We start from the raw sequence: 13,108 nt of genomic DNA, 5'->3' as shown, positions 1-13,108 counted from the left end.
AAAAATATACGATTAGACTAGGAATGAAAAGGTGTTTTTGGTTTTCAGAATATTAATGATAAGATACAATTAACGTTCTCACTAGCCCGCGAAGGGGACAACTATGACTGGATAAGGAGATCTTACAATATGCTGATTGCTTTAGATATGGATGGAACATTGCTGAACGAAGAAGGACAAATTAGCCCAAAGAACCGCGAGGCGATTATAAAGGCTCAAAATTTAGGTCATATCGTAATTATTGCTACGGGACGCTCTTTTATGGATGCGGAACGACAACTGCGGCTGGCAGATCTGGAATGCCCTGTAGTCAGTCTGAATGGCGCAGTGGTTACATTGTCTGACCACACGCTGGCAGCAAGTAAACCGCTGAAGAAGGAAGACATCATTCCTGCATTACGCTGGATGAACGAAATTCCGGATTTGTATTACGAGGTATACACAGAGGACAACGTATATGTGGAGCTCAATAAACGGGTACGATTAGAGAAACTATCTGCACTAAGTGAAGAAGAAGTACCTGAGGAAGTCAGCTGGCTGCTAAAAGCAATGATCGATCAGCAGTTTCAACAAGCGGCTGTAACTTACGTCGAAAGTATGGAAGAGATCTGGAGTAAAGAAGAAAACGTCATTTATAAAACATTAGCCTTTTCTCTAGACCGGGAACTGCTCAAAGAAGCCTCCACCCGCTTCGTCGCGATCCCTGGCCTTATTATTACAGCCTCCCATGTCAATAATATCGAAATTAACCATGAGGACGCCAACAAAGGCTCCGGTGTAGCTATGCTCGCCGCCCACTATGGCATCCCGCTAACAGATGTAGCCGTAATGGGTGACAGCTATAATGATCAACCGATGTTCGAGGTGGCAGGCTACCGGATTGCCATGGCTAACGCAGCACCGATTCTAAAGGAAATGGCTGAATTTGTTACAGTCAGTAATGCCGAAGATGGAGTGGCGACAGGACTTGAGCATCTTATGGCTAAATTCTGAACCAACATGCCTGGCTTAAATCATAAACTGCCAAAAAAACCTCTAACATCATCCTGAGGATGGGTTAGAGGTTTTTTTAAGATTGTCTTAACTAATTATAGCTACAGCTTTATACAAGGATGATCGTCCAAGCTCAATGGCTTGGCAAACTCAACGTCTTTTAATAACTCGTTATTCCGCTTATTGTGCATAACACGTGATTCGGATAGCCCTGACTGAATCTCCTTGAGCATTTGACGATTCTCATCATATAAGGTAACTGCCAGTGTATGATCATCTTGTCTTACAACCAGCTCCATATTGGGCTTAACTTCAAGCGATACCGTTTCGAAAGGAGACATATCGATGATAACTTCCAGTCCCACATTCTTGAATGTATAGGCGTAAGTGATTTCAAGTCCACGGTTATACGTGGCTTCGATCTGTCCCTTTCCTATGTTCACATTATAAGCCAAGGATTCAAGCTCTTGCGGAATTCTTGGAGCAATTGTCAGTGTATTGTTAATCAGGTCTGGACGGATACCTAAGAAATATTGGTACCACACACGCAGGTGCTCAGCATTGGACCAAGCTTGCAGGTATGCACCCGTCAACTTCGCCCAGCTCTCACCTTCCTCTGGATAAGCATCCATATTCTCACAAAGTCCACCAACAACACCTAAATTCAAGGCCTGCCAGTTCATATTCTTGAATAGCTGATAGGCCGTTTCTTCCTGCCCTGCTTCAATCATACGCTGCATCGCAATACCATTAAGCCAAATCCAAACCGCACCGTTATGGTAAGCCTCGTCTTTCGGATAATGAGATGTTAAATGAAACGGACGAAACAATGGATGATGTCTATCTAGCGAAGCAACACCCCATGGATAGACCAACTCTTCCCACGCGGTACGAATCGCTCTAGCCTTAAAATCGTTATCATCAAACATTTCAAATGCAAATAACTGGTTTGGGCGCAGGGAGAATTCCGGCTTATCTTCTGCATCCAGTCTGTCTGCTAAATAAGGATGCGCTTGATCAATGAAATCGACCTCAAAATGGCGCTTCAAGGTTTCAGCAATGCCCTTCCATTTATCAGCATTCACCTTGTCATTCATATATTCAGCAAAGTAAACACCAGCAAGCAATTGGTTATACCAGAGTGCTTGAATATCGTTGGCACGGGTATCCCGAGGAGAATATGACTCCAAATTGCCATCCCGGGCATCCATCCAAGTTTCATTATCTGCGTGCTTCAAGTACCCTTTATCATCTACCCAATATTTTATGGAACCTTCAATACTATATTGTACATTGTGATACAGCTCTTTAATGATCGCTGTATCTCCTGAATACTTAACGTAATCCTGCAACTGGATAATGAATCGCGGCGTACCATCCGTTGTATGGTAATCCACTTTTCCAGGAGACAAGATATTTGGAATTCTACCAAAGTATTTAGAATCTTCGTCCGTATTCTGAAACTCTGCGAATGATAGCAAGATATTTCTAGCCGTTTCGAATTGCCCTGTAACGAGCACAGCGCCTGGAAGAGCTATGAATTGATCCCGTCCCCAATATTCGTTAAACCATGGTAGTCCTGCATAGATACCATCACCCTGCTGTCTAGTAACCAACTGATCCATTGTGATGTTCAACCAATTCATGGCTAAAGTAAACGTATCATCACTGCTGGTTAGATGGGCATTATGGTGTAAGAAATCTTCCATCCGCTTAACACGTTCATCTTTCAAAGTACTAATATCTTGTCTAGCTTTAAGGATTAAGCTTGCTGCTTCTTCGGATGTCTTACCTGCAGCGATATAATAACCCCCAGCGTTTGCATCGGCAATTAGAACTTCATTATCCATATGCAAAGGTGAAAGGTTGATAGCACTAACTGCAATCACCCAATCTCCCTCGATAGCGCTAAAGAACGCGAGATGATCCTGTTGGTTTATATAGCTAACATTCTCTCCCCTTAAAACGATGCCTATGTCTTCCTTAGCATTAGCGAGACTAATTTCTAATAGATTATGATAATCCAACAACCACAGCTCTTCTGTAAGATCGGCGTGCTTACGCACCATTTTATAAGGATAGGCCCAAACTTCAGCTTGTCGATTGTCTAGCTTCTGTTCACCTACGAATAAGGTGTATCCACCGAAAATTCTATTCTTAGCAATATTAAGTCCCTCAAAAAATGCATGTTCCACATGATCCGTATGATGGGATTGCGTAAAATAAAATGCTGCCTCTTTATTCGTAAATGAAATACTCCGATTGGCTTCTTGAGAGACAAATGTCTTCATGTCATCCAGAATTGATGTATGAACTTGATTACTATTCATTGTAAGCCTCCTACTTGAAAATAGTAGGCCGCTATGAAGCTTCATAGCGGCTGTCTACTAATATTTATTCTTTAACCGAACCAACGACAATCCCTGATACGAAATACTTTTGCATAAACGGATAAATCAACAACAATGGTAGCGTAGAAACTACGATTTTAGCAGCGTTCAAAGTCTTATTCGAAACTTTTGCTAATTCCAATAATTTTTCAGGATCCGTAATGTTCTGAACCTCAACGCTAAGCTGTTGGATATAGGTTTGCAATGGATAATTCGCCGTCTTATTAATATAAACCAGGGCACCAAAATAATCATTCCAATGGCCCACAATAGTAAAGAGCGTAACGGTGGCAAGCGTAGGCAATACTATTGGGAGATAAATTGTCCCTAATATTCTCCACTGTGAAGCTCCATCTATATTCGCTGCTTCCTCTAGAGATTTCGGTACAGCGCGGAAAGCATTCATCAGCAAGATAACATTCCCTATCGGTACTGCACCCGGCAAGATCAATGACCAGATGGAGTCTAAAAGATTAAGCTCTTTGACTACCATAAAGGTTGGAATCAATCCGCCTGAGAATAACATCGCGAAGATAACGAGATTCATATAAACCTTCTGACCCGTGAATACTCGTGAACTTTTAGACAATGGATAGGCTGTAAGAATCATCAGTACCATATTCACAAGCAGACCTAACACTACCCGTTCTACAGAGATCATGAATGAACGCCAAAACTGGCTGTCAGACAATAATTTTTCATAGGAGCTAAACGTCGGATTAACCGGGAATATACTTACTAGATTTGCGGAAGCCGCCGCATTATCACTGAAAGAGATGGCTACTAAATTGACTAACGGTATGAGACAGGACAAGGCGAACGCTAGAACAAATACCCAGATAATAACATCTGCAATACGACCCTTGATGTTAGATGCGTAAATGGGAGAACCCCCCTTTCTTTAGAAAATACGATAATCCGTAAGTTTTTGGGCCAATTTATTCGCAGAAAGAATCAGTACGATACCAACGACCGACCGTAATAGGCCAACTGCTGTACCTAAGCTGTATTGTCTTTCCACCAGACCCACCCGATAAACGTAGGTATCAATAATATCCGAAGATTCATACACCAAAGGATTATACAGATTGAAGATCTGATCAAAACCAGCATTCAATACATTCGGCAAGTTCAAGGTTGTAACCAGCAAAATAGTTGGCATTAAGCCTGGCAACGTGATGTGCCACAGTTTCTTAAACCGGTTGGCTCCATCAATGGAGCCCGCCTCATAAAGTCCGGGATCAATGGATGTCAGGGAAGCTAGGTAGATGATTGAACCGTACCCAAAACCCTTCCAGACATCTGTTAATACTAGCATCGGTCTAAACCAGGTATTGCTGGCCATAAACAAGACCGGGTCAATCCCAAACCAACTTAACATGGCATTAACAGGACCTTCATAAGAGAAGATATTCATGACTACAGTAGCTAAGATCGCCCATGACAAGAAGTTCGGCAGATAAACAACCGTCTGTATGAATCGCTTAGCAAACTTTACCCGAATTTCATTTAATAACAGGGCAAACACGATGGATGTAAAAGTACCCACGATAATTTTCCATAACGCGATAACGATCGTATTACTGAAAATCTGTTTGCTGTCAGGAATTTGGAGCATAAATTTGAAATTATCAAGACCTACCCAGGATGAACCACTCATTCCCTTAGCCGGAACATAATTTTGAAAAGCCATTATAATACCGAACATTGGAATAAACGAAAAGATAATTAGGAAAATCATGCCTGGCGCCATCATGAGATGGAATGCTGTCTGATCTTTTTTATTTTTCATTTACGGATCATCTCTTTCAACATCATTTGGTTGCTATCGCTTCGTTAACTTCCTTAGTAATTACTTCGCCGCCAGTTTTATTCCAGCTATCTACAAACTTATCAAACGCGTCAGGTGTTTGCTCACCTGTAATGATCTTCAAGTACATTTCAAGTTCCATTTTAGTAAGTGTCGGCCATTTCAACGTCATGGATGATGTACTTCCAAAGAATAATGGATTCACTTCTTTAATATTAGAGGCTTTCACCAAACTAGCTGTCGTAATACTGGAAGTATATCCAGCCCATGCATTGGAGTCTGGTGTTTCTCCATTCTTCTTACTATCAAGAAATTTCTTATAGGAGTTATAAGCCGTTAAATCCTCATTGCTAGTTAATTTACTTGTATCGCCTGTTTCTAATGCTGCTTTCATGATGTCAACGTTACGATAGAAAGCGTCATAATAATCGATATTAATGGCGAGCGGAGATCCACCAACATTCATGCTCTTATAATCTTCAAATTCTTTCAAAGCTTTTTCATCTTTTTCTTGGTAACGCTGATAGTCATATTGAGCACTCACAAGCTTGGCTGCAAGTTCAGGATGTTCAAAGCCTTTGCGAACAACCAAATAACTGCTGGAAGGATTTCCAGTGAACATTGTAAGCGAGCCATCCTCTGATTGTGGGGCAACATAAGATACCCATTCCGCTTCTGGATTCAGCTTAAGCGTGTCAGCCACAGTCCAGCTTCCCCACCAGTTATCCATGAACGACCCACTTTTTCCGCTTGTAAGTAGCGCCTTGCGGTCATCACCAGTACGTACTGCAAACTGACGATCTATCAAGTTATTCTTGTACATTTCAGACAACTTGGTCAGTGCTGGCTTCATCTCTGGTTGAACAGATCCGTATACAGCCTTTCCACTTCCATCATCAATCCACTGTTTTGGATACGCACCATATAGTGAAAAAATATTATTAAATGAGAATTGTCCACCAGAGACACCGGCAACGTTTTCATTATCGACAACAAGACCTAGCGTCTTACCCGCTCCGTTACCACCTGGATCTTTTTCTACAAATTGCTTAATAATGTTCTCGACATCAGCCATTGATTTCGGCTCAGCAAGTCCCAATTTGTCCATCCAGTCTTTGCGAAGCCAGAGGATACCAGGACCATGTGAGATTTCAGTAGTTGGTATGGCCATCAGCTTGCCATCGAACTTTGCACTATCCAGAACACGACCACCGTAGGAATCATAAATTTCCTTAATTCGATCGCTGGCAGTATTTTCATAAACCTCGGTCAGATCTGCAATCAGATCGTTCTCATAAAGCTGTTGCAATGTCGCGTAGTCAGGAACCACCATTAGATCAGGGATTTCACCGCTTACAATCGCCATCGAAACTTTCTGACTATAGTCTGTACCATCATTGGACTCAAACGAGGTCGTATTTTGAATGTTCAGCTTATCCTTGAAATATCTTGTCCACACATTGTTTGTGGCATTATCTTTCTCATAAGGCGTTCCTGCAAGTGCTGAATAGCTCGTTGCCACTTGTCCAACAGAATAAGTAACTGTTTCAGGATAGGCGCCAAATGGAGTCGTCTGTGCTTCTTTCCATGCAGGATCACTCGCATCTGTCTTTGGAGTAGATGCTGAAGAATTATTAGAACTTGAACAACCTACCATAGCAACAGCTAATAGTGATGCTAATACTATGGAGCTTGATTTTCTCAATTTATGTTTCATTATAAGAGCCTCCCTTTTTCTATAAAAAAACTCGTATTAGAAAACGATTTCAAAGCGCCGGCCAGCTTCAAAAAAAATTATATTGTTACTTCCTTAAGTTTATAGATTATTGCTATCCATCGTAAACGCAAAAAAATTATGTTTTACACAAATAAATACTCATCATTAACGATAATATCGAGGAATAATTGCTACGGTCGAAGATGTTATACTACAATATCAATGTCACTACATGTCGAAAGGTGGTAAATAATGTTATCCATATTGGTGGTAGATGATCATAAGGAGGAGCGAGAGGGGATTGCTTTCCTCATTAAGGAGCTTGGCTTCCCCCTCCAATTGCATGTTGCAGAAAACGGTCGCAAAGCACTTGAATATGTAAGCGCACACTCTGTCGATATTCTATTTACCGATGTGCGGATGCCTATAATGGATGGATTACAGCTAACAAAGGAAGCATTAAAGTTGCACCCCAAATTAAAGGTGATTTTATTCAGTGGATTCGCTGAATTTGAGTATGCCAAAACAGCCCTCTCCCTGGGCGTATCCGAGTATCTTTTGAAACCTGTTAACATTGAAGCATTCCAAACTACTTTAGAAAAAGTTATTCAGGAATTAAAGAACCAGCAACAAAAAGAAGAAGCGTCACAAAGAAAGCTAAGCTATGTGAGAAAACATCTACTCTTCTCTCTAGTCAATGGCATCGGAAGCCCGCCTCCTCTTCAAGAGCTGTCTATTGAATTACCCAGCCATTACAATAAAATGCTTTTGTTAGAATTCGATAAGCCATTTTTTGAATCTGTGGATTCGGAGTTCGAAGAGTTTGTTCTTGGTTTAGTAGACACATCTGCTGATTACTTAAATCTAAACGGATGTCAGAGTCTACTACTGTTTCCCGAGCAAGAGTCCCCTTCTTCCCGGTTTGATAATCATTCAGCGATGCACCTGCATCATTGTATCCTTGATAAATATAAAGTGAATTGTTATCTCGCTATGAAAGAGGAACTAACCTCAATACTAGATTTAGGTTCACTTTTGACTTCATTAGAAGAATTGATGGAATATCGTTTTTTTCTCCCAGATACCTTTGTGTTTAATACACAAAATGACTTACATTTCTCTGAGGCCTTGTATCCAGACCTTACAGATAGCCATCTACTAGATCAGATTCGAAATAATCTGAAGGATCAAGATATTTTTAGCTTACGAGCAAATACTGAGATTTTATATCAAAAATACGTACATCAAGTACAGTATTCACATTTATATGTAAAGTATATGTTCTCCACAATCTATCAAGAGATCATGACACAAGCTGCACCTATATCAGAAATGGAGTTGCAGACTGCCGTCGAGATCATATATGGATCTGAAGATTTGCGTGATATCAAAGATATCATATTTGAAGGTATCGCTCGGATTGATCAGAACTCTACTAACCATGAGCCTACTCAGAACCGTGATGTCGATGCCGTCAAACAATATATTGAACAATATTATGCAGATGATCTCAGTCTGGAAATGCTTGCTGCTAAAGTGTATTTGTCTCCACATTATCTTAGCTCCATATTCAAGAAGCAGACAGGCTGTGGGCTTAATAAATATATTAAGAATGTCCGCATGCAAAACGCAAAAGAGTTGTTAACAAATACGCATCAAAAAATATCAAATATTTGCACCGCAGTGGGCTATCGCAATATTTCATACTTCTGCCAAAATTTCAGGGATTTCTATGGGTACACACCAGAAAAATATAGACAGTATAATCAGAAGTCCTCTGTATATCGGGAGGAGCACCATGCAACTTTGGCGGACACTTAAGCAAAATATTCGCGACTTGAAGTTTCAAACCAAGATCATGCTTTCATTTATGTTAATCAGTATGATTCCTGTGATTGTATTGGGCAGCTTCTGCTATCAAGAAGCCAAATCATCCCTCATTAAGCAATCCAAATCTGATTTGAAAGCAGCCTTAAATCAAGGGGCTTTAGCTTTAAATAGTCATCTGGATGTCTACAATAAACTCATGAATTTCTTGAGTTTTAATCAGGAAATTATTAATTCAGCTAATCATACCTACACAAGTATGTATGAAATGTATGATCAGTTAACCCATGTGATTGACCAAAATTTCAATACGGCACGGTATCTAAATACAGGTGTAGAACAAATCACTCTGTATACAGGAACCAATCTTTTGGCACATGGCAATACCGTCCGAGCCCTAAATGATATTAAACAGGAACATTGGTACCCGCCGTTGATGAAGTCAGTCGATGTCCTGTGGTTTACAGATAATAAGGAGATTTTTGCTGTTCGACGCATTATTAATACGAAACAGAAAGATCCAAAAGAAAATGTGCTGTATGCACGTGTGAATTACGATTCGTTATTCACACCCTTTGACTCCCTACTCTCTCAAGGTTCAGAGATTCTCGTCAAAGATGCTTATGGAAAGTCGATCTATGCCTCGCCTGGTATAGAAGGATATATTCCTTCCAATAGCACAGACAACTTAGATACGCTGCAATGGAAAAATACAAAGTACACTGTATTGCAATCTGAAGTTCCTATATCAGGATGGACAGTGATGTTATGCAAACCTACGAAGATGATTACGAATTCTGCTTGGAAAATCCTTTCGACAGTTGGGCTTGTTATTGTTGCCTGTATTGCTGCCGTTGCTATAACCGCCAATCTATTCTCTCGAAAGTTCAATTCACAAATTAAGCGTCTGCGCAATAATATGCGCACCGTAGAAGAGGGATCCCTGGAAGTCACCGTCACCAGCACATCCAAAGATGAAATTGGGGATTTAATCAGAGGCTTTGGCAATATGGTTGACAAAACAAAAGTGTTAATCGATAAAGTCTACATTGAGGAAATTTCACGAAAAGAATATGAAATGAAAGCCCTACAGGCTCAGATTAATCCTCATTTTCTATATAATGCTCTTTCGCTCATCAATTGGAGAGCCATTCGAATCCATGCAACAGATATAAGTGAAATGGCTCAGCTTCTATCCACGTTCTATCGGACTACGCTGAATAAAGGGAATAATATTATTTCGGTTTCAGATGAACTATTGAATGTACAATCTTATATACAGATTCAGCTTAACATGCATAGCAACAGCTTTGAGATAGAATATCAGATCGACGAGGCTATTCTCTCTTATTACATGCCTAACCTGATGCTTCAGCCTCTAATTGAGAATGCTATTATTCATGGTATTGAGAATAGAGAAGAAGAAGGAAGCAAAATTATTCTATCCGGAGAAATGGTGGAGGAGTGTATCATCTTCAAAGTAAAGGATAATGGCGTTGGCATCCCACAAGAACGACTCAATCTTCTGCTTAAATCCCAGTCTATAGGCTATGGGCTCAAAAATGTAAATGACCGGGCTATGCTAATGTACGGACCAGAGTACGGCCTGTCCATTACCAGTATTCTAGGACTGGGAACGGAGGTCACATTTCGATTTCCATCCAAAAGATACGAAGGTGGCTCAGATCTATAACTCTTTTAAATGCAGTGATGTTAATTAGCTACACTCTAAAATTAAATTCAACCGGGACATGTACGCTGGATTAAACCCGGTTGATTTTTTTCAATCTATTGAATTACAAATGATCAGGAGCGCTTTCCTCCCCCACCCATTCAGCAGAAACACGTACATAATCCCCCACATCAGAAGACGTCACCAGTTCAATAATGATCAATTCGAGCGGTGTAATCGCCCGCAAACCATGTCTCGCACCGGCAGGTACTATAACTGTGTCTCCGGCTGCAACTGCATGAAGAACGCCGTTCATACGGTACTCTCCATTGCCCGAAAGAAAAGACCATATTTCTTTGGTATGCCTGTGAAAATGATAGCTGGTGTGTTTCCCTGCCAACATCGTGATTTTGGAAGTCGTAACCTCAACTCCTGCTGCTGTTCGTGAGAAATCCAGAATGCGTGAGTTGCCCCACCGCTTTTCTTCAATCATCGGCTTCGCGGCATGACCCTCCAGCTTCTGCTTAATCCGTTTCGCCTGCTCGATCCCAGCAACCAAAATACCATCCGCACCCGCTGCCACAATCAAACCTGGGGCACCGATGACATGTACGGGACAAGAGAGTTCGTTCACTAAATAGGTTCCTTTTGAATCCTCAGAAATGCTCCCCCTGCCAATTACCTTTTCCTGCAAATGAGGGGTAAGCGCATCCCAACTACCAATATCCGCCCAAACTCCGGTGTAAGGAATAACTACCGCTCGCTGCGTATGCTCAAGCACTTCATAGTCAAAACTTCGTTCTGGCAATTCGTCATAACGCTCCACTAGCTCCATGTAATCTGCTGAAAGATTCCGTTCCACCATAGTTGAGAGCAAGTATCCTAATGAGCAGGAGAACACCCCACAGTTCCATAGTCCTCCACAGGAGATGAACTCGGCTGCCGCCATTTCGTCTGGTTTCTCTGCAAATTGCTTCACATTTAGAAAAGACGTCCCCTCTGAACCTTCACTCGGCAATATATACCCGAACTGTGTGGATGGGAATTCAGGCGTAACACCGATCAGGGCAATATCCGCTTGTGATTCGGACAGCACGCTGGGAAACTGCCGAAGCTGACTGAAAAAAGAAGCCTCCACATAAGAATCCACCGGAATGACCACAACGATCTCTTCTAAGTCTATTTTCTTCACGGAATGCAAATAGCTCGCCGCCAATGCAACTGCAGTAAAAGTTCCCCGCTTCTGTGGCTCCGCCAGTAAAGCAACCTGATTGCCAACAGATTTGCGGGTAATTTCCACCTGACTGCGATGGGTTACAATGCAGCTTGAATCTAACAATCCTGCCTCATCCAGCCCTCTGCATACTCGCTCGATCATCGACTCCATGCCGCCATTTTCTGTTGGAAGAAGTCTTAAAAATGCCTTTGACCTGATCTCATTCGACAACGGCCACAGCCTCTTTCCCGATCCCCCTGAAAGGAGCACGATCTGCAACGCTATCGCCCCCCTGCGCTGGACTTACTACTCGGTGTTCTCACATACCCCTTCCGTTTATGAAAAGACAATGATCTATACTTTTCCGCCAGCTCATTCAGCTTCTGCTTGGAAAGCTGACCTGCATTCATATGGAGGCCTTTATTGCGTGCTTTTTGGATCTTCATGCCCCCACGATCCTTCGAATACAGGTAATTCCCATAAGTTTCGAATTCAGAAAAAGCAAATTGCTTAGTGCGGTTCATACTGTGTATAATCGCCGAATACCAAGGCCTCTGATGCTTTGCTTCAATCTCTCTTTTCATCTGAGTCAATTGGCTGCGTTCAAACAGCATATAATGCGTCACAAAAGAAGAAGCAGATGCCGCCTTCTTACCCATTAGCTTCCTATAGGTTGTAAAGTACTGAGGCTGACTCCAATTGCGGCTGTAAAAAATCGTCTTTCCCTTCTCACGGAATCGATGAGGAGCGATTAAGACCGTATCTGCATCGATGACTAAAAAATAGTCAGCCGTACATAGCTTGTCACCATTCAGCTTCAACAATTGCTGGAACAACCAACCGGATCTTTCCCATTTCCGTGAACGGTAATGGATATCTTTTTTTGTAATCGGAAGGACTGTATTCTCATCGACAAAGGTACAGCCCTTTTTTCGGCAGAAATCCAGTATACGAGTCTTTTTTGGAGCAACAATCAATATACGACCTATCGGATGCTTAACATGTGTTCGGACAGCGTCAATAACATAGGGGAGTGTAGCCAAATCTTTCTCGATAGCCGGAATCAGTACATCTATGGTAACGGCATGTCTTATGCGGACCTTTTTAGGCGAGGGCATACGGTCATCTCCATATCATGATTTTGCTTTAGGATATGAGGATAATAAGGAAAGGGAATGGGCTTTACTGTAAACTTAAGAGAGGACAAGGGGGATTTATATCCTTCTTTTCGCCCATAAGGCCAAATCCGCTCACTTCTGGGGGATTTATACCCTTCTTTTCGCCCGCAGAGCCCAATTCCAACTTTTCTACGGGATTTATACCGTTCTTTTCGCCTGCGGAGACCGATTCCAGCCTTTCTACGGGATTTATACCGTACATCCCGCCACTCGAGCCCAATTCTAGCTTTTCTACGGGATTTATACCGTACATCCCGCCACTCGAGCCCAATTCCAGCTTTTCTACGGGATTTATACCGTACATC

At 41.7% G+C, this 13,108-nt stretch carries 10 protein-coding genes; 3 read left to right on the top strand and 7 right to left on the bottom strand.

Annotation, left to right across the window (positions count from 1 at the left end; all coding sequences use genetic code 11):
- The first annotated feature begins 129 nt into the window (after positions 1–129).
- Positions 130–993: a Cof-type HAD-IIB family hydrolase gene (locus NST34_RS01640; RefSeq protein ID WP_341126997.1), complete on the top strand. Its 864-nt coding sequence runs from the start codon at positions 130–132 to the stop codon at positions 991–993.
- Between the two features lie 101 nt (positions 994–1,094).
- Here the strand turns inward: NST34_RS01640 and NST34_RS01635 are convergent, their stop codons facing one another.
- The 4 genes from NST34_RS01635 to NST34_RS01620 form a co-directional block, all read right to left on the bottom strand.
- Entirely contained in the window at positions 1,095–3,323 is a 2,229-nt protein-coding gene (locus tag NST34_RS01635) for an amylo-alpha-1,6-glucosidase (RefSeq protein WP_341126996.1), read from the bottom strand.
- A gap of 64 nt (positions 3,324–3,387) precedes the next feature.
- A complete protein-coding gene (locus NST34_RS01630) occupies positions 3,388–4,266 on the bottom strand; it encodes a carbohydrate ABC transporter permease (protein WP_042184238.1) in 879 nt (292 codons plus the stop codon).
- Between the two features lie 18 nt (positions 4,267–4,284).
- Positions 4,285–5,175, bottom strand: coding sequence for an ABC transporter permease (locus NST34_RS01625; RefSeq protein WP_042184236.1), 891 nt, complete (start codon positions 5,173–5,175; stop codon positions 4,285–4,287).
- 22 nt (positions 5,176–5,197) lie between these two features.
- On the bottom strand, positions 5,198–6,910 hold the full coding sequence (locus NST34_RS01620; protein ID WP_081382939.1) for an extracellular solute-binding protein: 1,713 nt from the start codon (positions 6,908–6,910) through the stop codon (positions 5,198–5,200).
- Positions 6,911–7,162: 252 nt separating this feature from the next.
- Between NST34_RS01620 and NST34_RS01615 the strand changes: the two genes are divergently transcribed.
- A complete protein-coding gene (locus NST34_RS01615) occupies positions 7,163–8,731 on the top strand; it encodes a response regulator (RefSeq protein WP_341126995.1) in 1,569 nt (522 codons plus the stop codon).
- A complete protein-coding gene (locus NST34_RS01610; RefSeq protein ID WP_341126994.1) occupies positions 8,709–10,430 on the top strand; it encodes a sensor histidine kinase in 1,722 nt (573 codons plus the stop codon). Before NST34_RS01615 ends, NST34_RS01610 begins: the two co-directional genes overlap by 23 nt.
- A gap of 103 nt (positions 10,431–10,533) precedes the next feature.
- On the opposite strand, the gene NST34_RS01605 is transcribed toward NST34_RS01610, so the two are convergent.
- The 3 genes from NST34_RS01605 to NST34_RS01595 all read right to left on the bottom strand — a co-directional run bounded on the left by NST34_RS01605 (position 10,534) and on the right by NST34_RS01595 (position 13,107).
- Positions 10,534–11,895, bottom strand: coding sequence for a sugar phosphate nucleotidyltransferase (locus NST34_RS01605; RefSeq protein ID WP_341129497.1), 1,362 nt, complete (start codon positions 11,893–11,895; stop codon positions 10,534–10,536).
- An 11-nt stretch (positions 11,896–11,906) separates the two neighbouring features.
- Positions 11,907–12,743 (bottom strand): DUF6492 family protein, encoded by an 837-nt coding sequence (locus tag NST34_RS01600; protein WP_341126993.1) that lies wholly within the window; start codon positions 12,741–12,743, stop codon positions 11,907–11,909.
- A gap of 64 nt (positions 12,744–12,807) precedes the next feature.
- Entirely contained in the window at positions 12,808–13,107 is a 300-nt protein-coding gene (locus NST34_RS01595; protein WP_341126992.1) for a hypothetical protein, read from the bottom strand.
- Position 13,108 lies beyond the last annotated feature (1 nt).

Origin of the sequence: Paenibacillus sp. FSL H7-0714, from assembly GCF_038003765.1 — a bacterium.
In the GTDB taxonomy this organism is placed as follows: Bacteria; Bacillota; Bacilli; order Paenibacillales; family Paenibacillaceae; genus Paenibacillus_AQ.
This window is presented reverse-complemented; position numbering and strand designations above follow the sequence as displayed.